This is a genomic window from Leeia aquatica, assembly GCF_012641365.1.
In the GTDB taxonomy this organism is placed as follows: domain Bacteria; phylum Pseudomonadota; class Gammaproteobacteria; order Burkholderiales; family Leeiaceae; genus Leeia; species Leeia aquatica.
On sequence record NZ_JABAIM010000001.1, the window covers coordinates 884,115 to 901,288 of the forward strand.

The 17,174-nt window shown below is 62.6% G+C and carries 18 protein-coding genes; 9 read left to right on the forward strand and 9 right to left on the reverse strand.

Going from position 1 to position 17,174, the window contains the following annotated elements; translation table 11 throughout:
• Nucleotides 1-13: 13 nt before the first annotated feature.
• Nucleotides 14-361: a DUF3147 family protein gene (locus tag HF682_RS04575; RefSeq protein WP_168876039.1), complete on the forward strand. Its 348-nt coding sequence runs from the start codon at nt 14-16 to the stop codon at nt 359-361.
• A gap of 44 nt (nt 362-405) precedes the next feature.
• Here HF682_RS04575 and HF682_RS04580 read toward each other — a convergent pair whose 3' ends face one another.
• Entirely contained in the window at nt 406-1,092 is a 687-nt protein-coding gene (locus HF682_RS04580; RefSeq protein ID WP_168875216.1) for a hypothetical protein, read from the reverse strand.
• 236 nt (nt 1,093-1,328) lie between these two features.
• On the opposite strand from HF682_RS04580, the gene HF682_RS04585 reads away from it, so the two are divergent.
• Together HF682_RS04585 and HF682_RS04590 are read left to right on the forward strand one after the other, a co-directional pair.
• Nucleotides 1,329-1,871 carry a PadR family transcriptional regulator gene (locus HF682_RS04585; protein ID WP_168876040.1) on the forward strand — a complete coding sequence of 181 codons (543 nt, stop codon included), beginning with the start codon at nt 1,329-1,331 and terminating at the stop codon, nt 1,869-1,871.
• Entirely contained in the window at nt 1,853-2,485 is a 633-nt protein-coding gene (locus tag HF682_RS04590; protein WP_168876041.1) for a GyrI-like domain-containing protein, read from the forward strand. The genes HF682_RS04585 and HF682_RS04590 overlap by 19 nt, the downstream gene beginning before the upstream one ends.
• 107 nt (nt 2,486-2,592) lie before the next feature.
• Here the strand turns inward: HF682_RS04590 and HF682_RS04595 are convergent, their stop codons facing one another.
• Complete coding sequence (locus tag HF682_RS04595; protein WP_168876042.1) at nt 2,593-3,807, reverse strand: glycoside hydrolase family 18 protein; 1,215 nt, start codon at nt 3,805-3,807, stop codon at nt 2,593-2,595.
• 383 nt (nt 3,808-4,190) lie between these two features.
• On the opposite strand from HF682_RS04595, the gene HF682_RS04600 reads away from it, so the two are divergent.
• Together HF682_RS04600 and HF682_RS04605 are read left to right on the forward strand one after the other, a co-directional pair.
• The gene (locus HF682_RS04600; protein WP_168876043.1) at nt 4,191-5,108 is read left to right on the forward strand and encodes a LysR family transcriptional regulator; all 918 of its coding nucleotides are present in this window, start codon (nt 4,191-4,193) and stop codon (nt 5,106-5,108) included.
• A 77-nt stretch (nt 5,109-5,185) separates the two neighbouring features.
• The gene (locus tag HF682_RS04605) at nt 5,186-6,427 is read left to right on the forward strand and encodes an MFS transporter (RefSeq protein ID WP_168876044.1); all 1,242 of its coding nucleotides are present in this window, start codon (nt 5,186-5,188) and stop codon (nt 6,425-6,427) included.
• Here HF682_RS04605 and HF682_RS04610 read toward each other — a convergent pair.
• On the reverse strand, nt 6,401-6,886 hold the full coding sequence (locus tag HF682_RS04610) for an Lrp/AsnC family transcriptional regulator (protein WP_168876045.1): 486 nt from the start codon (nt 6,884-6,886) through the stop codon (nt 6,401-6,403). The genes HF682_RS04605 and HF682_RS04610 overlap by 27 nt on opposite strands.
• A gap of 128 nt (nt 6,887-7,014) precedes the next feature.
• Here HF682_RS04610 and kynB point away from each other — a divergent pair, with 128 nt between their 5' ends.
• From kynB to HF682_RS04630, 4 genes are read left to right on the forward strand one after another with little or no spacing between them, the layout of a single operon-like run.
• Nucleotides 7,015-7,641 carry an arylformamidase gene (gene kynB, locus HF682_RS04615; protein WP_168876046.1) on the forward strand — a complete coding sequence of 209 codons (627 nt, stop codon included), beginning with the start codon at nt 7,015-7,017 and terminating at the stop codon, nt 7,639-7,641.
• A gap of 20 nt (nt 7,642-7,661) precedes the next feature.
• Nucleotides 7,662-8,927 (forward strand): kynureninase, encoded by a 1,266-nt coding sequence (gene kynU, locus HF682_RS04620; RefSeq protein WP_168876047.1) that lies wholly within the window; start codon nt 7,662-7,664, stop codon nt 8,925-8,927.
• Between the two features lie 13 nt (nt 8,928-8,940).
• Nucleotides 8,941-9,780 carry a tryptophan 2,3-dioxygenase gene (gene kynA / locus HF682_RS04625; protein ID WP_168876048.1) on the forward strand — a complete coding sequence of 280 codons (840 nt, stop codon included), beginning with the start codon at nt 8,941-8,943 and terminating at the stop codon, nt 9,778-9,780.
• A 26-nt stretch (nt 9,781-9,806) separates the two neighbouring features.
• Complete coding sequence (locus HF682_RS04630) at nt 9,807-10,439, forward strand: glutathione S-transferase family protein (protein ID WP_168876049.1); 633 nt, start codon at nt 9,807-9,809, stop codon at nt 10,437-10,439.
• A gap of 18 nt (nt 10,440-10,457) precedes the next feature.
• Here the strand turns inward: HF682_RS04630 and HF682_RS04635 are convergent, their stop codons facing one another.
• The 6 genes from HF682_RS04635 to HF682_RS04660 all read right to left on the reverse strand — a co-directional run bounded on the left by HF682_RS04635 (nt 10,458) and on the right by HF682_RS04660 (nt 17,125).
• Nucleotides 10,458-11,231 carry an enoyl-CoA hydratase/isomerase family protein gene (locus tag HF682_RS04635; protein WP_168876050.1) on the reverse strand — a complete coding sequence of 258 codons (774 nt, stop codon included), beginning with the start codon at nt 11,229-11,231 and terminating at the stop codon, nt 10,458-10,460.
• Between the two features lie 88 nt (nt 11,232-11,319).
• Nucleotides 11,320-12,231 carry a diiron oxygenase gene (locus tag HF682_RS04640; protein WP_168876051.1) on the reverse strand — a complete coding sequence of 304 codons (912 nt, stop codon included), beginning with the start codon at nt 12,229-12,231 and terminating at the stop codon, nt 11,320-11,322.
• 182 nt (nt 12,232-12,413) lie between these two features.
• Nucleotides 12,414-14,117 (reverse strand): long-chain-fatty-acid--CoA ligase, encoded by a 1,704-nt coding sequence (locus HF682_RS04645; protein WP_168876052.1) that lies wholly within the window; start codon nt 14,115-14,117, stop codon nt 12,414-12,416.
• Between the two features lie 186 nt (nt 14,118-14,303).
• Nucleotides 14,304-14,798, reverse strand: a complete 495-nt coding sequence (locus HF682_RS04650; RefSeq protein WP_168876053.1) for a winged helix-turn-helix transcriptional regulator — start codon at nt 14,796-14,798, stop codon at nt 14,304-14,306.
• A gap of 168 nt (nt 14,799-14,966) precedes the next feature.
• The gene (gene pabC / locus HF682_RS04655; RefSeq protein WP_168876054.1) at nt 14,967-15,776 is read right to left on the reverse strand and encodes an aminodeoxychorismate lyase; all 810 of its coding nucleotides are present in this window, start codon (nt 15,774-15,776) and stop codon (nt 14,967-14,969) included.
• The gene (locus HF682_RS04660) at nt 15,773-17,125 is read right to left on the reverse strand and encodes an aminodeoxychorismate synthase component I (protein ID WP_168876055.1); all 1,353 of its coding nucleotides are present in this window, start codon (nt 17,123-17,125) and stop codon (nt 15,773-15,775) included. Before HF682_RS04660 ends, pabC begins: the two co-directional genes overlap by 4 nt.
• Nucleotides 17,126-17,174 lie beyond the last annotated feature (49 nt).

Here is a 17,174-nt window from a genome sequence, read left to right on the forward strand (position 1 = left end):
TGGAGAACAAGGCATGTATCTGCTGCTGAAATACCTGATTACCGCCGGGCTGGTGGTGCTGATCAGCGAGGTGGCGCGCCGCAACGATCGCCTGGGGGGCTTGCTGGCCGCCTTGCCGCTGGTGACTGTACTGACCCTGTGCTGGTTGCGGCTGGAGCAGCAATCGGCCGACAAGATCGGCAACCATGCCTGGTATACCTTCTGGTACGTGCTGCCCACCCTGCCGATGTTCCTCAGCTTTCCCTGGCTGCAGGCCCGCTGTGGCTTTGTGCTGGCCTTGCTGCTCAGCGTGCTGGGTACGGTGCCGCTGTTCTGGGGCTACGCCCGCCTGCTGCAGCGGGTGGGCATCCACTTGCTGTAGCGACTGCCTTGTCAGCACCAGGGCGCACACGGCGGGCTTGTGCCTCAATGCTTGACATATTCACCACCCAGCACCAGCGCAGGATCATCCACCTGCAACCCGTTCTTGCTGCGCTTGAGCTGTAAACGATCAAAAGCAGGTGTCACCAGCCAGGTCTCGTCGTCCACGGCAAATGCCGCAATACGGGCACGGCTGCGCTCGGCTGGCAAGACCAGCCATTGCCACTCCCCTTGCAGGCGCGCCACCCGCAGCCCGGCGCGCACCCACTGCTCATTGGCGGGCATGTGAACGATGGCATCGCCATTCTGGCCACTGATGGCGGTCAGCGTCTTGCCATTTTTGCTTTCAAAACGAACCTCAACCCCGGCAATCGGCCCGCGACGCGGCACGCCGACAATGGCTACCCATGATCCGGCCTCCGGTGCCTTTTTCAAGCGTAATTCGTCTTCCTTGAACAGGCGAAACTGAGGGGGTGTTGACGGCGCCGTGGCTTGCAACTCAATCCGGTCCCCCTTCAGCTGCCAGCGACCTTGCGCCGACTGGTCCAAGGCGCCATAGCTCAGTGCCCACTGAAAGCGTCCATCCTTGTTTAACAGCAGCTCAGAGCCGACCTCCATCACACCTTGCAAATAGTAATGCCCCGCCAAGGCGGCCATATCATCCGTTTCAGCAGCCAGCGCTGGCAGGCAGATCAGGGGCAGCAGCAAGACACGGGACCAGGTTCGCAGCATCGTGCATCTCAAGCAGTATGGATTTCGCCAGTATACGCAACCGCTCACCTGTATGTCATACCTTCCCGCTGCCCCATGCGGCTATGGCATGGGCAGCCTCAGCCTCTTGTTTGCTAATCACCACGTCGCCGTATATCGCAGGGGCATGGGGGGCATGAGCAGGAGTAGCGCTGCGGTTCGAACCAGGCTTTGACCTTGCTTGTCTTTTATATATTCTAGCACTAGAATATAAAACCATGAACCTGACCGACGCCGAACTCTTGCTATTGGGCCTCGTCGCGGAGATGCCGCGACACGGCTACGAAATTGAACACGCGCTGGAAACACGGGGGATGCGTGAATGGACGCAAATCGGCTTCTCGTCCATCTACTTCGTGCTCGGCAAGCTGGAAAAAGCAGGGCTGGTATTAGCGGCAGCGCCCGCGGGCACCAAGGCGCGCAAGACCTTTTCCATTACGGCCGCAGGCAACCGGGTGCTGCTTGCGCAAACCGTCGCCGCCCTGCAAACCTATCGCCCCACCTACTCGACGCTGTTGCTGGGCATGATCCATTGGCCCGCACTATCCCGTGACGAAGCGCTGGCTGCGCTAGATGGCCGTCTGTCTTCGATCACCGCGGAAATCGCCAGGCTCGAAAACCTGCGCCGACAGCGGCAGCCCATGCCGGATCACATTGAGGCCCTGTTCGATTTTTCTGCCAGCCAGCTTGCTGCCGAGCGTAGCTGGATTACCAACACGCTGGATTACATGAGGAGCAAACCATGGCCGACGCAGGAATGATGGATCTGACCCATGACCGAGAGATGCTCCGCACGCTCTATGCTCCGGCAACCGGGGCTTTCAGCATGGTAGATGTCCCCCTGCTCCCATTTGCAGTCTGGGATGGCGAAGGCCTCCCAGAGCTGTCGTCAATCAGCACAGCGATCCGGAACCTGTATACCGCCATCTACCCGATACGGCGTCACGCTCGCGAGCGCATGGGCAAGTCCTTCGTCGAGCCCCCGGTGGAATTGCTTTACTGGGCAGACGACATGCGCGAATGGGCAGCGGGTCATCGCAATAATTGGCGTTGGCGCGCGCAGATCACATTACCCGTTTGGGCGGATGCCAGAGACCTTGAAGACTCTGCTGCAGAGATGCGGCAGGAGCTTGGGCTAGCCGCCCCCCTGCGCTGGGATGCATTCGCAGAAGGCAAGTGCGTCCAGATGCTTCATATTGGCCACACAGACGACGTCCCTGTCATTCTTGAGCGGCTTTACAGGGAATATCTGCCACAAGCAGGCCTGGAGCCTTCAGGCCCGTACCACGAGATCTACCTTGATGACTGGAGCCGCGTCTCACCCGCAAAGCGCAAGCTCATCCTACGGCAGCCTGTGCGTACGCGGCCCAACTGAACCCGCATACGCGACGAGCCTTCCTTGCTGATGCGACAGACGGCCATTCAGATTGCCATGACACCGCGTACCTCGCGCTGTCATGGCAACTTGCGATGCGGCCCCGGCTAGGGCGCCAGCCCCTGATTGATGGCTTCAAACAGGCTGCCATCCAGGTTATGGCCGTACTCCCACACCATGATGCCGGCCAGCCCTTGTTGTTTGGCCCACGCGGCCTTGGCGCGGGTGCTTTCGGCGTCTTCGTAGCTGATCATCTCGTCGCCGTTATACAGCCAGGGGGCTTTGGCCACATCGTCCCAGTAGCGGGTATAGCCTTTGGTCAGCAGACCCTGGATGTCGCCCCAGGAGACTCCATCCGGGTAGGCGGGCGCGGTAAAAGGCTGGAACAGGCCGTGGTTTTCGTTTTTCACGCCCTTCCAGGCCACACCGTAGAAGGCGGTACCCAGCAGCAGCTTGCTGGCCGGAACGCCTGCATTCAGGTACAGCTCCATGCTCTGCTTGGCGCTCCAGCCGCCCCAGGCCGGGTCATCCGGACGCTGAAACAAGTTGGTATGGTGCCCGGTCTGCTTGCTCCAGCCACCGTAGATGTCGTACGCCATCACCTTGAGGTAATCCACGCTACGGGTGATGCGCGGTACATCATTTTTCTGGGTGTACCAGATGTTGGCGGGCACGGCTACCGAGAGGCCATAACGCTGCCCGGTGCGCTGGCCCAACTGGTCCAGCGCCGCACGCAGGGCTTCGAGCAGGGCCGGGAAGTTGTCGCGGTCCTGCGGACGGGTTTTGATCGGCAGGCCCCAGTCCGGCCCGACCGGGTATTCCCAGTCGATGTCGACCCCGGCCAGCCGGTGCTGCTCCACCAGCTTCAGCACATTGTTAATGAAGGCCTGCCGCAAGGCCGGGTCTGCGGCCATGTCGGAAAAACCATCCGCGCCCCAGCCGCCAATCGACAGGTTCACCTTGAGATGCGGGTAGCGCTGCTGCAGCGTCGCCACCTCATCCCACAGGGTGGAGAACGGGGCAATGGTGCTTTGCTTGGTCGAATCCGGGCGGGGTTCAAGGTCCGGCAGGTAGACCTCACTGCCATTGCGCAGCAGGGCAAAGCTGATATTGAGCATGGTCAGCTGGTCGCCGCGTATCTGCGAGGCTTGCCAGTGCACGCCCTTGTCCTGCTCCGCCGCACGGGAGCCTAGCGGCCAGGTGCGCAGGTAAGCCACCACTTGTTTGCCGTGGGCGAGCGGCGCCGGTTCAGCCTGCGCAGCGGGCAGGCCGCAGCCCAGTCCGATCGCCAGCGCGATGGACAGACGTTGCAGCAGATTCATTGACAGGTTCTCCAAGGTAGCGAATCCGGGGATGCGCTGTATTTTTATACCCGTAGCCGGGTTTGTGGGCCGGATCTTTGTCCTGACCTCGCCTTCATCTAGCCACAAGCCGGGAGCTGATGCAAGCCATGTCCGGCAAGGATTTTTGCTGCATCGCGGGTGGTGAGGCATCGGTCTGCTCGTGGGCAAAACCACTTGCAAACCATCCGCCCAAACAGCCGCCTCCCCACTGGCCGCCCAGGGCAGCGGGCAGATTTGGTAACGATACCAGTCGCCGCTTCAGCATTTGTTGCATTCTGTGGACAGTTCCCCGTCGTTTCCCGTATTGCGAAAACTGCGGTGTGCGGCTAGGCTTGAATGAGTTTATTGCGATGTGAGCAACAATGCTGACCCTGCAAGCCTTGCAACTGTTTGTCCATGTCGCCGAACATGGCAGTTTTGCCTCTGCCGCCAGCCGCTTTGGTCTGACTCCGTCGACCGTAACCCGCCAGATCCAGCAGCTGGAGCAACAGTTGGACAGCCGCCTGCTGCACCGCTCGACCCGCAGCGTGGCGCTCACCGAGGCCGGACGCCACTTCCTGCCCCATGCACTGGCGATGCTGGACGCCTTTGAGAGCGGCTCGGCGGTGCTCAACCGCTTTGCCCAGCAGCCCAGTGGCATCCTGCGGATGACGGCACCGCACACCCTGACCAATCTGTATCTGGCCCCGGCCTTGCCCTCCTTTCTGGAGCGTTACCCGCAGGTCAAGCTCGACCTGCAGCAGACCGATGATTACATCAACCTGATCGAAGCCGGGTTTGACCTGGGCATCCGTCAAGGAACCCTCTACGACAGCACGGTGGTGGCCCGCCCGCTCTTTCACTTCGAGCGTATTCTGTGTGCCAGCCCACAATACCTGGCCCGATACGGCCAGCCGCGCCAGCCTGCCGATCTCGAGCAGCACAACTGCATCCCCTACAACCGGGGTAACCGCGACATGGTGTGGCAATTTCAGAAAGGGCAACGCCGCGAACGGATCACACCGAGCGGCAATATGCAGAGCAACTGCACCGAAACCCTGCGCTCCATGACGCTTGCCGGCATGGGTATCTGCCGCTTTGTCGAGCGGCTGGTGGCGGCCGATCTCGGTGCCGGGCGGCTGGTGCGGGTGTTGCCAGACTGGCAATCAGTGGTGGATGACCAGCTGGACACCCTGTTTGCGGTTTACCCGCAGCGCCGCATGCTGTCGTCCAAGGTCGCCGCCTTCCTCGACCACCTGCAGCAGTGGCTGCAAACCCATACCACCAGTGGCAGCGCCTGATCTGGCCGGATAGGTCCTGTCGCTGGCGGCCATCCCCCCGTATACTGCAGCCATGCCCTGAAAGCCATGGTCCCACCGTGTATCACCCTGCGCGTATCCTGCTGCCGTTTGCCCTTGGTTATTTTTTCTCTTACCTGCTGCGTACCGTCAATGCGGTGATTGCGCCGTGGCTGACCCATGAAATGGGGCTGAGCAAGGCCGAGCTGGGGGCGCTGACCTCGGCTTACTTCTTCACCTTCGCCTTGGCGCAGTTGCCGCTGGGTATCCTGATGGACCGGCTGGGTCCGCGCCGTTTGAATGCTGCGCTGTTGCTGGTCGCCGCAGCGGGCTGCGCCGTGTTCGGGCTGGCCAGCAGCAGTGCGGGGCTGATGCTGGGGCGGGCGCTGATCGGCCTGGGCGTCTCCGGCTGCCTGATGTGTGCCATCAAGGCCAATACCGAGTGGTTCCCGCTGCACCGCTTGCCAGCGCTGAACAGCTGGATCCTGTTTGCCGGGCTGGCCGGTTCCATCGTCGCCACCCTGCCGGTGGCCTGGCTCCTGAGCCAGCTGGGCTTTCAGGGCCTGTTCATGCTGCTGGTCGGGGTGGGTGTGCTCGCCGCCTTCATCCAGTGGCGGGTGGTGCCGGAACCGGCACAGGCGAGGCCGCAGGAATCATTGCGCGACAGCATGCAGGCCGTAGGGCAACTGTTCCGCCAGCGCCGTTTCTGGTCGCTGGCCCCGCTCGGGGCGCTGGTGATGGGCCTACACATGGCGATGCAGGGCTTGTGGCTGGCGCAATGGTTGCGGGATGTACGGCAACTGCCGGGAGCGACAGTCGATCATCTGCTGTTCCAGCTGGCGCTGGTAGCCACTTGCGGTGCCTTGCTATGGGGGCAGGTGGCGTCGCGCCTGCAAAAGCGCGGCATCGCCCCGCTCACCCTGCTGTGCGGCGTGGCGGCCTTGAACGGAAGCGCCTTGCTGCTGCTGGCCTGGAACCCGGACTGGCCTGCCTTGCTGCTGATCGGCAGCTACAGCTTTACCGCCATGGCGGGCAATCTGGCGTACGCGGTGATGACCGCGCGCTTTGACCCGCAACTGGCGGGCCGGGCCAATACCGCCCTCAATCTGGTCAACTTCGTGATCGCCTTCCTCACCCAGTCCGGCTTTGGCTATGCGCTGGAAGCGCTGCAGCCGCGCATGCCACTGCTACAGGCCTATCCAGCCTTGCTCACCACCATGGCGGCGCTGGTGATACTGAGTGTGCTGCTGGCGTGGCGGGGGCGGCGTGCGCATGGGGTGCCGCCCTCTCCGGTGTCAGCGCCGCAGCAAATCCATCGGTAAGCGCCCCTCACTGTCCTTGATCCGCTGCATCACGATATTGCTGCGAATGTCCATCACCCCCCGGGTCTTGTACAGGCGATTGATGGCGAACTCGGAGTACTCCTGCAGATTGCGCGCGCGCACCCGCAGGATGTAATTGCTGTCACCGGTCACAATATAGGCCGCCACCACCTCCGGCCACTGCTGCACCGCGTCCAGAAAGGACTCGTGCCAGCCTTCCATGTCCTGCCGCATCGACACCTGCACGATGGCCTCCAGCTCCAGCCCCAGCCGCCGTGCATCAAGGATCGCCTGATAGCCAGCGATCGCGCCCGCTTCTTCCAGCAGACGCACCCGCCGCAAGCAGGCCGAAGGCGACAAGGCCACCCGCTCCGCCAGGGTCTGGTTACTGATGCGCCCGTCCTGCTGCAGCAGGCTCAGAATGCGCAGGTCCAAAGCATCCAGCGAAAGACTTTGCATAATCAACCATCAATTTCCATTTTGTTCGCAAAATATTCTACTTTATAAGCTCAACAAGCAATGTTTCGCAAGCACATTGCGCACTGAATTGCCTATGATGAGCAGCAGAAACCGCACAGGAGCACAGCATGCGCATATGGGACATCAACCCGCCGCTCAGCCGGCACACCCCGGTCTGGCCCGGCGATACCGCTTTTCACAGTGAGCGGGTGTGGCAACTGGATGAGCACTGCCCGGTTAATGTCGGACGGCTGACGCTCTCCCCGCATACCGGCGCTCATGCGGATGCGCCCTTGCACTACAGCGCGGACGGCGCGGCGATCGGTGCGGTTTCGCTGGAGCCTTATCTGGGGCCGTGCCGGGTGATTCACTGTCTGGATCGACGCCCGCTGGTGGAGCCCGCTGATGTCGCCCCCTGGCTGACAGACTGCCCACCGCGCATCCTGCTGCGTACCTACCGGCAGGCCCCGCTGACAGCGTGGGACAGCCAGTTTTGCGCGATTGCGCCAGCCACCCTTGACCTGCTGGCCGCACAAGGGGTGAAGCTGATCGGCATCGACACCCCGTCGCTGGACCCGGAAAGCTCCAAGACGATGGACAGTCACCAGCGGGTGCGCCAGTACGGCATGGCGATTCTGGAAGGCCTGGTGCTGGATGAGATTACCGCAGGCGATTACGAGCTGATCGCCCTGCCGCTGAAACTGATGGACCTGGATGCCAGCCCGGTGCGTGCCGTGCTGCGCGAATTAGCGTGACAACGGAAAGGAAGCGAAGCATGGTACAACACCGGGAAGACTGCCTGCGACTGGACGCGAGTGATCCACTGGCGCCGCTGCGGGAGCAGTTTGCATTGCCGGAAGGGGTGATTTACCTCGATGGCAATTCACTGGGCGCCCGCCCCAAGGCCTCACTGGCACGCGCCCAGCAGGTGGTGAGCCAGGAATGGGGCGAGCAGCTGATCCGCAGCTGGAACGATGCCGGCTGGTTTGCGCTGCCGCGCACGCTGGGAAACCGTGTCGCCCGCCTGATTGGCGCCGCAGACGACGAGGTGGTGGTGACCGATTCCACCTCGATCAACCTGTTCAAGGTGCTGGCGGCCGCCCTGCGCCAGCAGCAACAGGACGCACCGGGTCGCCGGGTGATTGTGTCCGAGCGCAGCAATTTCCCCACCGACCTGTATATGGCAGAAGGGCTAACCCGTTTGCTGGGTGACTTCGGCAGTGCGGGCTGGACCCTGCGGCTGATCGACGACCCCGCGCAGCTGGCGAGTGCGCTGGACGATCAGGTGGCGGTGGTGATGCTGACCCATGTGCATTACCAGACCGGCCACCTTTACGACATGGCGGCGGTGACCGCGCAGGTGCACCAGCACGGCGCGCTGATGGTGTGGGATCTGGCGCACTCCGCCGGTGCCGTGCCGGTCGACCTGAACGGGGCCAATGCGGACTATGCGATCGGCTGTACCTACAAATACCTGAATGGCGGCCCGGGCTCACCGGCTTTCCTGTGGGTACCCAAGCGCCTGCAAGGCCGCTTCGAGCAGCCGCTGTCTGGCTGGTGGGGGCATGCCCGGCCGTTTGCCATGGAGCCTGGCTATCAGCCAAGTGGCGACGTTGGCCGCTTCCTGTGCGGCACCCAGGGCATCGTGTCGATGTCGCTGGTGGGTTGCGGTCTGGACATCTTCGAGCAGACCAGCATGGCGGCACTGCGACAAAAGTCGCTGGCGCTGACCTCGCTGTTCATCAATCTGGTGGAAACCCGCTGTGCGGGCTACCCGCTACAACTGATCACCCCGCGCGATCCCGCCCGGCGCGGCAGCCAGGTCAGCTTTACCCATCCGCAGGGTTTTGCCGTGATGCAGGCACTGATCGAGCGCGGCGTGATTGGCGACTACCGCGAACCGCAGATCATGCGTTTTGGCTTTACCCCGCTGTACACCCGTTACCAGGACGTGTGGGACGCAGTCAGCATCCTGCTCGACCTGCTGCAAACCGAGGGCTGGAATCAGGAACGTTTCCACCGCCGTGGCGCGGTAACTTGACCGGAGAATCCGAATGACGACCCCAAACCAAGCCGATGGCTGGCACGGCGCCCAGCTGGACTTTGCCAAGAGCATGAGCTACGGCGACTATCTGGCGCTGGAGCAGATCCTGAATGCACAGCATCCGCTGTCACCCGACCATAACGAGATGCTGTTCATCGTGCAGCACCAGACCAGCGAGCTGTGGATGAAGCTGATGCTGCACGAGCTGCATGCCGCCCGCAAGGCGGTGCGCGATGAACACCTGCCGGAAGCGTTCAAGATGCTGGCGCGGGTATCCCGCATCATGGAGCAGCTGGTACAGGCCTGGAATGTCCTGGCCACCATGACGCCGCCAGAATACACCGCGATGCGCCCCTATCTGGGGCAATCCTCCGGCTTCCAGTCCTACCAGTACCGCGAGATCGAGTTCATCCTCGGCAACAAGAACGCGGCCATGCTCAAGCCGCACGCCCACCGTGCCGAAGTGCTGGCTGAGGTCGAAGCCGAACTGAAGGCCCCTTCGCTGTACGACGAGGCCATCCAGTTGCTGGCACGCCACGGTTTCAGCATTGCCCCAGACCGCCTGCAGCGCGACTGGCAGCAACCCACCACACATGATGAGTCGGTGGAAGCCGCCTGGCTGCAGGTGTACCAGAACCCGCAACAGCACTGGAATTTCTACCAGCTGGCGGAAAAACTGGTCGACCTGGAAGACGCCTTCCGCCTGTGGCGCTTCCGCCACCTGACCACAGTAGAGCGCATCATCGGCTTCAAGCGGGGTACCGGCGGCACCGAAGGCGCCAGCTATCTGCGCCGCATGCTGGATGTGGTACTGTTCCCGGAGCTATGGCGTCTGCGTACGGTACTGTAAGCAGCAGCGCCCCCGGAGGAGCACGCATGCAGCTGTACATGAACCCCATGTCCACCTACTCACAGAAAGCCCTGATCGCCTTGTACGAGAAAGGGCTGCCGGTGACGCTGCAGGTGCTCAATCTGCGCGACCGTGCGGTGCGCCAGCGCCATGAGGCGCACTACCCGCTCGGTCGCATCCCGATGCTGGAAACGGACGACGGCCAGCAGATACCGGAATCCAGCATCATCATCGAGTACCTGCAAGATCACTACCCCAGCCACGGCCCCTGCCTGATTCCGGCAGAACGCGAGGCAGCACGGCAGGTCCGCCTGCTGGACCGCCTGTTTGACCAGTGCCTGAATGATGCCGCGCTCACCCTGCTGCACCTGCAGCTGGGTATTCGCCAGGCGGATGAGCGTGCAGAACGCAAGGCAAAGAAATGGCTGACAGCAGCTTACCCCATGCTGGAGCAGGCCCTGTCAAACGGCCCATGGCTGGCCGGTGCCTTCTCCATGGCCGATTGCGCCGCACTGCCCGGTTTGTACTACGCCAGGCAGTTCCTCTCCTTTGACGACCGGCCATTGATCGCAGACTACTGGCAGCGCGCCAATACACGCCCCTCGGTAGCAGCCACCTTTGCGCTGGCCGACCAAGCCTGGCGTGAGCAAGGCGCGTAAGACCAGGCTTGGTGCGGTTCAGGCCGCGACCCGTTTCCCTTGGCTGGACAGGCTCAGCAAAGTTTGCCGCAGCAAAGCCTGGGTAGTTGGGGCCAGGAAACCTTCCACGAACTCGTCCACCGGCAATTGGTTGATGTCCGCAAACGCTTCTCGCAAAGAGGCCCGAGCCGCCTGGCGCATGGTCTGGAAACTGTGGCTGGGCAGGCGTGACAACTGTTCTAGCTGACGCAGCGCCTGTGCCAGCTCCTGCCCCGGTGGCACCAGCTCATCCACCAGCCCCAGCTGCAGCGCGCGCGCCGGGTCGCAGCTCTCGCCCCAGACCAGCAGGCGCTCGGCATGGCGGGCACCCACCACCCGCTCTACCGCCAGTCGGAAACAGGGTGGCAGGCAGACGCCTACGCATACCTCGCTGAAGCCGATACGCCCCTCGCCCACGCTCATCACGCGATAGTCAGCAAACACGGCCAGCAACGCCCCGGCGGCCAGCGCATGCCCAGTGAGGGCAGCACAGACCGGCAGTGGGCTGTGCGCCAGCTCCGCCGCCAGCAGAAACACCTGTTGCCAGTAAGCACGCACCTGCTCACGGTCTGCCGTTAGCAAGAAAGGCAGGTCGATCCCTGCCGAAAACACGCCCGGCTGGCCTGACAGCACAATGCCTTGCTGCCCCTGCCGCTCAGCTTCGCTCAGGGCATGCCGCAGCTGCAGCAGCATGGCGCGGTCGATCAGGTTATAGGGTGGGCGCTGCAATCGGATTTCGACCCGCTGCCCCGGGTGTTGAATGATGTCCAGCATGGTATGGCTCCTGCTTGTATCGGCCTGATGCTGCATGAAGGGGGCATCCGCCGCCCTTTAATCAGGCAGCGGCGGATGGTGAGCGTGCTCAGTCAACGATGCCGTACTGGCGACACCAGTCGGTAATCTCGGCAAAACGTGCCGCATTCAGCTTCTGGTTATGCTCCGAGTAGCGCACCTTGCGGATCGCCTCGTGGTCGCCCGGCTGAATCGGGTAATCAAAGCTGGCGAAGCGGGCTATCTCCGGCATATAGGTGTATTCCTCCAGCAGGAAGACATAGCCCTTGCGGAAAAACTCGCTCAGCCTGGCGGTATCGGCCGCCGGGGCCTGCCGGTAGTAGTTTTCGACCACGTTCTTGGCGAAGGCGATATGGCGCACCTCTTCCAGATGGTGCTCACGGAACATGGTGCGGGTCAGCGGGTCGATCACATCATGCTGGGTTTGATAGATGGAGTTCATCTCGGCAAACCATTCGATCAGGAAGTTCCACAGAATGCCGTACACCGGGTGCAGGTCCGGCAACTGCCGCTCAAAGCTGGAAAACTGCGGGATGTTTTCCGGATGGCTCCACATCTCCAGATTGGCCGCTTTCAGGTAACGACGGAACATCAGGGTGTGCATGATCTCTTCCCGCGAAAAGATCATCAGATACTCCCGCACATCCGGCTCCAGCTGGGCATGGAATTTGTTGACATAGCCCACATACAGCTCGGGCAGTGCCTGTTCCAGCCAGATGAAGTAAGACACGTCGCGCGCCGTTTCCAGCCACAGGGACTCCGTGCGCTGCTCGGGCGTCATGCGCTCCCAGTATTCGGTGCCGTACAGCCAGCCGGTTTCTTCCAGCTTGGGTGGTTTGCTGAAATCAATGCCCTGTTCCCAGTCCACCACCTTATCGAGCTGCAGCAGCTTGCGATGTGACGCATTGATCAGCGTCTGCACCATCTTGTGGCTTTTGTCGTCGAGGATGATCGGGTTTTCCAGTGTCGTGCTGTCCATCATTCGCGTCCTTGTGGGGGTCAAAAAGGGGGCTGTCGCCTTAAGGGGTTCCTGCAGAAACCTTCCTCAAACCACGCGGTCCGGCTGAGCACCGCCCTGCCGCCGGTCTGGCAGCATGTCAGGCCCTGCGGGCAGGGTTTCAGGAAGGATTCCGGCGGGCCGGGCTATCGCAGCCCGGCCCGGGCTCAGGCGGCGATCCGCTCCGGTTGAGGTTCCACCGGACGTTCCTCGCGCAGCTTGCGGCGCAGGATCTTGCCCACATTGGTCTTGGGCAATTCGTCCCGGAATTCGATATGTCTTGGCCGTTTGTAGCCGGTGAGCTGCTCCCGGCAATAGGCCATCAGCAGCTCCTCAGTCAGCTCCGGGTCACGCCGCACCACATAGAGTTTGACCGCCTCCCCGGAGTGCGGGTCTGGCACGCCAACGCAGGCGCACTCCAGCACGCCCGGGTGTTGGGCCACCACACCTTCCACTTCATTGGGGTACACATTGAAGCCCGAGACCAGGATCATGTCCTTCTTGCGGTCCACCACGCGGACGAAGCCCTGCTCGTCCATCACCCCGATGTCGCCGGAGCGGAAGAAGCCATCTGCCGTCATCACCAGCGCCGTTTCATCAGGCCGGTTCCAATAGCCCTGCATCACCTGCGGGCCACGGATGGCAATCTCCCCCGGCTCCCCCAGCGGCAAGGTACGACCATCGTCATCCAGGATGCGGACTTCGGTGGAGGGGATCGGCAAGCCAATCGTGCCAGAGAACGTTTTGAGAAACGGTGGATTGAGGGTGACCGTCGGTGCCGTTTCCGACAAGCCATAGCCCTCGAGGATCGGGCAACCGGTGACCTGCTGCCAGCGTTCACTCACTGCCTGCTGCACCGCCATGCCACCGCCGAGGGTAATGCGCAGGCTGGAGAAATCCAGCTTGGCAAAGTCCGGATGGTTGAGCATGGCGTTGAACAGGGTATTCACCCCCGGCAGAAAATGGAAACGATGCTTGCGCAAGGTGGCGATAAAACCGGGAATGTCGCGCGGGTTCGGGATCAGGATGTTCATGGCCCCCCAGCGCATGCCCATCAGCAGGCAGGCGGTCAGTGCCAGGATGTGGTATAGCGGCAGCGCACACACGGTATGCAGCCGCTCCACGCCGGGCGCACGCAGCACCGGGCCGGCCCAGCTGTCGTTCTGCAGCACGTTGGCAATGACATTACGGTGGGTCAGTATTGCGCCCTTGGACAGGCCGGTGGTGCCTCCAGTGTACTGCAGGAAGGCAATGTCATCATGACCCAGACTGGGCGCGGCAAAGGGCAAATGCGCCCCTTTTCGGATCGCCTGCATGAACGGGATGGCGCCCGGCAGTGACCACGCCGGCACCATTTTCTTCACATGGCGGACCACCCAGTTGACCACCGGCCCTTTCACCAGACCTTGCATGTCGCCCAGCGTGGCCACCAGCACATGCTTCACCGGGGTCTGTGCCACCACCGCCTGCAGGGTGTGCGCAAAATGCTCCAGCAGAATGATGGCCTCAGCGCCGGAATCCTCCAGCTGGTGTGCCAGCTCACGCGGGGTATACAGCGGATTGACGTTCACCACCGTATAACCAGCGCGCAGGATGGCGGCTACCGCAATCGGGTAGTGCAGCAGATTGGGCAGCATCACCGCCACCCGGGATCCCCGATGCAGGCCGCGTGACTGTAGCCAGGCCGCCAACTGGCGGGAATACTGCTCCAACTCGCGATAGCTGAGGTAGTGACCCATGCAGACACAGGCGGCCTGGTCGGCATAGCGGGTAAATGACTCCTCCATCAGGTGAACCAGGGAGGGATAGCAGGAGGGGTCGATGCTTGCCGGAATCCCTTCCGGATAGGACTTGAGCCAGATGTGATCCATGGTCTTCCTCTGTTGCGGCTGCATTATGGTTATGGAAGGCGCGTCATCTCTGGCGGGTAGCCATAAACGACGGCCAGGCATCGGTCGATGCCGCCAGCGGCCCGGTAGGCCACTGTGTGCAGGATGGCCCCGCCATTGGGCAGGGCAAGCAACAGGGGAGGCTCCCTAGGAAGCCGTGAAGCAGGTTCAGCGGCGCGTGCGGGCCGCTTCAGCCAGCGCCCGTGCAGACGCATCTGCTGCCGGGCCCGGCTCAAAATCCAGTTCGGTGGCCGCCAGCGGCACACCGGCCTGTGAGAAGATCTGCACAGGGCGTACCACTTGGCGGCTCTGCCGCTCAATCAAACGTATCCTGCGACCTTTCGGGTGAGGCATCCATGCCTCCCCCCAGTCCACCATGGCCGCCAGCAAGGGGGCCAGCGCCTGGCCTTTTTCCGTCAAACGGTAGTGCCATGCTCGCCCGTCCTGCGGGTCGGCCTCACGCTGGACAATCTGCAGCGTGGTTAGTCGCTTCAGGCGGGCTGCCAGAATATTGCTGCTGATCCCCAGATGCTGCTGCAGGGCATCAAAGCGACTCATGCCGCAAAACAGGTTGCGAACGATCAGCAGGGACCACCATTCCCCCACCTGCTCCAGCGTCTGGGCGATCGGGCAATGCTGCCCGCCAAGGTCAGCCTTGTGCATGCGGTCCACCGACCGTTTTGTTTAGTAAATGTATATTCACGATCGAGTATAGGGAGATTACTTTCATGATGCAAGCTTTCACCAAAAAACCATAGGGCTTCTAAATCCAGCATTCATGCGGGTTACGGGATGGATAACGGTCGTACCTGTCCCTAGGGACAGGGGTGCTCAGGGGCAGTTTAACGCTTCCACCGCAAACTGCTTGACCTGTTGTGTGAGGTGCAATTCTCGTACCGGCATCACCCCGATCAGGCTGTTGCATAGCCACATGCGATCTGCCGCCAGCACCATCTCCAGCGTGAGGTCGGCACATTTCAAAGGCTGGCGACTGTTGCGCGACGCCTCAATCCAGCGATCGCGGGTCAGCCCGGCGACCCCGCAGCGGCGCAAGGCTGGGGTCAGCAGCTCGCCATCCAGTCGCACAATCAGGTTGCTCTGGATGCCTTCCACCACCCAGCCCTCCTGATCCAGCAGAATGCCCTCAAAAAAGCGCTCGGTCGGCAGGGCCTGGCGGGCCAGCACATTATCCAGCCGGTTCAGGTGTTTGATCCCGGCCAGTTGCGGCTGGTGGCCCAGCCGCAACGCGCTCAGCTGTACGTCCACCCCCTGCTGGTAGTGGCTTTCCGGGTAGTGGGGCAAGGGGCTGAGTTGCAGCAGGCGGTTGGGCTGAATGCCATCCGGCGGGCGGTAGCCACGCGGGCCGCACCCCCGGGTCAGCGTCAGCTTGATCACCGCGTCTGCCTCGCCCCATGCTGCCAGCGCGGCCTGCAGGTCTGCCTGCCACACACTGGCTTCCGGCATGCCGATGCCGAGCACCTCGGCATCGCGGTGCAGCTTGTCGAGGTGCGCATCCCACAGCGGTACCTCGCCCGCCACCCGCCGCAAGGTGCGGAACACACCATCGCCATAAAGGAAGCCACGGTCATCCAGCGGAATGCTGCTGGCGGCGGCACCATTGAGCCAGCTGAGCGTGGTCATTGCTGGATACCCAGCGCACGCAGCAAACCGCGTACCTTGGCGCGGGTTTCGTTCAGCTCGCGCTCGGGGTCGGAGTCCGCCACAATGCCGCCGCCCGCGCGAAACAATAGCGCCCCATCCGCTCGGTGTGGCGCATACATGAAGCTGCGGATCAGGATGTTCATGTCCAGCGAGCCGTCCCGGTTCACAAATCCCATACTGCCGGTATAGGCGTAACGCGGCGAAGTTTCCAGTTCACGCACGATCTGCATGGTGCGTACCTTGGGGCAGCCGGTGATGGTGCCGCCAGGGAACAGCGCCCGGATGGCTTGCGCCGGGCTGATGTCGTCACGCAGATTGCCATGCACATTGGATTCGATATGGTGCACAAAGGCGTAGCTGGCCACCGCCATCAGCTCATCCACCTTCACGCTGCCCGGCTTGCACACCCTCCCGAGGTCATTGCGCTCCAGATCAACCAGCATGATGTGCTCGGCGCGCTCCTTGCGGCTGGCCAGCAGGCGGGCCTTCAGCGCGGCATCCTCATCCGGATCGGTCGAACGGGGGTGGGTACCGGCAATCGGCCGCGTTTCCGCACGGCGCTCGCCTGCCTGGTGCGAGACGCGCAGCAAACGCTCCGGCGAAGCCGACACCACCCAGGCCTGCCCTTCCCCATCCGGCAGGCAAGCAAGCCCGGAGAACGGGGCCGGGTTCACCTCACGCAACTGACGGTACAAGGCGCGCGGGTCAAAACCGTCGGCCACCTCAGCGGCCCAGCGGCGTGACAGGTTGACCTGAAAGACATCACCCTCGTGGATGTATTGCTTCACCCGCTGGATATTGCGCAGATACACCGCCGGGTCTTCCTCGTTCAAGGCGGTCACGCGGGCGGGCGGCCACGGTGGCAAGGGCGATGCATCGTGGCAGGCAGCCAGCAACTGCGGCAGCAGGTGGGCGGCGTCATCCTCCAGCAGCAGCATGGACTGGTTGCGGTCGCGCCGGTGCAGGATGGCGGCGGGCACCCGCAGCAGACATGCCTGCGGGAAATCCGGCGTGGCGGGGAAGCGTGGCACGGTCGGTTCAATCTCGTGCAGCAGCTCGTAGCCACAGTAGACAAACCAGCCACCACGGAACGGCAACTCGGCCAGGTCCGGGTCCACCGGCTGCTGCTCGGCACGCCACGCTGCATCCAGCACGGTGAACAGCGCATCCGGGCTGCTCAGCGCAACCGGCTGCGGGCAGGCCAGCAGAATATCCCAGCCTTCCGGGCCGCTGGATTGCAGCAGTACCGGGAACTGCGCCGGATTGCGGGCGGCCAACAGGAACAGGTCGGGGACGATATCAAGGGGGTGGATGCGTGTGCGGCTCATGGTCGCCATTCTGCCTCAAGGCGGGGGTGCTGACGAGCGCCCCACAAAA

What these genes read in the sequence shown, in the direction of transcription:
- kynB (WP_168876046.1), top strand. Translation starts at nt 7,015, where the DNA reads ATGCGCATATGGGACATCAACCCGCCGCTCAGCCGGCACACCCCGGTC.
- HF682_RS04595 (WP_168876042.1), bottom strand. Translation starts at nt 3,807, where the DNA reads ATGAATCTGCTGCAACGTCTGTCCATCGCGCTGGCGATCGGACTGGGC.
- HF682_RS04575 (WP_168876039.1), top strand. Translation starts at nt 14, where the DNA reads ATGTATCTGCTGCTGAAATACCTGATTACCGCCGGGCTGGTGGTGCTG.
- HF682_RS04650 (WP_168876053.1), bottom strand. Translation starts at nt 14,798, where the DNA reads ATGCACAAGGCTGACCTTGGCGGGCAGCATTGCCCGATCGCCCAGACG.
- HF682_RS04610 (WP_168876045.1), bottom strand. Translation starts at nt 6,886, where the DNA reads ATGCAAAGTCTTTCGCTGGATGCTTTGGACCTGCGCATTCTGAGCCTG.
- HF682_RS04580 (WP_168875216.1), bottom strand. Translation starts at nt 1,092, where the DNA reads ATGCTGCGAACCTGGTCCCGTGTCTTGCTGCTGCCCCTGATCTGCCTG.
- HF682_RS04635 (WP_168876050.1), bottom strand. Translation starts at nt 11,231, where the DNA reads ATGCTGGACATCATTCAACACCCGGGGCAGCGGGTCGAAATCCGATTG.
- HF682_RS04645 (WP_168876052.1), bottom strand. Translation starts at nt 14,117, where the DNA reads ATGGATCACATCTGGCTCAAGTCCTATCCGGAAGGGATTCCGGCAAGC.
- HF682_RS04660 (WP_168876055.1), bottom strand. Translation starts at nt 17,125, where the DNA reads ATGAGCCGCACACGCATCCACCCCCTTGATATCGTCCCCGACCTGTTC.
- kynU (WP_168876047.1), top strand. Translation starts at nt 7,662, where the DNA reads ATGGTACAACACCGGGAAGACTGCCTGCGACTGGACGCGAGTGATCCA.
- pabC (WP_168876054.1), bottom strand. Translation starts at nt 15,776, where the DNA reads ATGACCACGCTCAGCTGGCTCAATGGTGCCGCCGCCAGCAGCATTCCG.
- HF682_RS04590 (WP_168876041.1), top strand. Translation starts at nt 1,853, where the DNA reads ATGGCCGACGCAGGAATGATGGATCTGACCCATGACCGAGAGATGCTC.
- HF682_RS04600 (WP_168876043.1), top strand. Translation starts at nt 4,191, where the DNA reads ATGCTGACCCTGCAAGCCTTGCAACTGTTTGTCCATGTCGCCGAACAT.
- HF682_RS04585 (WP_168876040.1), top strand. Translation starts at nt 1,329, where the DNA reads ATGAACCTGACCGACGCCGAACTCTTGCTATTGGGCCTCGTCGCGGAG.
- HF682_RS04630 (WP_168876049.1), top strand. Translation starts at nt 9,807, where the DNA reads ATGCAGCTGTACATGAACCCCATGTCCACCTACTCACAGAAAGCCCTG.
- HF682_RS04640 (WP_168876051.1), bottom strand. Translation starts at nt 12,231, where the DNA reads ATGATGGACAGCACGACACTGGAAAACCCGATCATCCTCGACGACAAA.
- kynA (WP_168876048.1), top strand. Translation starts at nt 8,941, where the DNA reads ATGACGACCCCAAACCAAGCCGATGGCTGGCACGGCGCCCAGCTGGAC.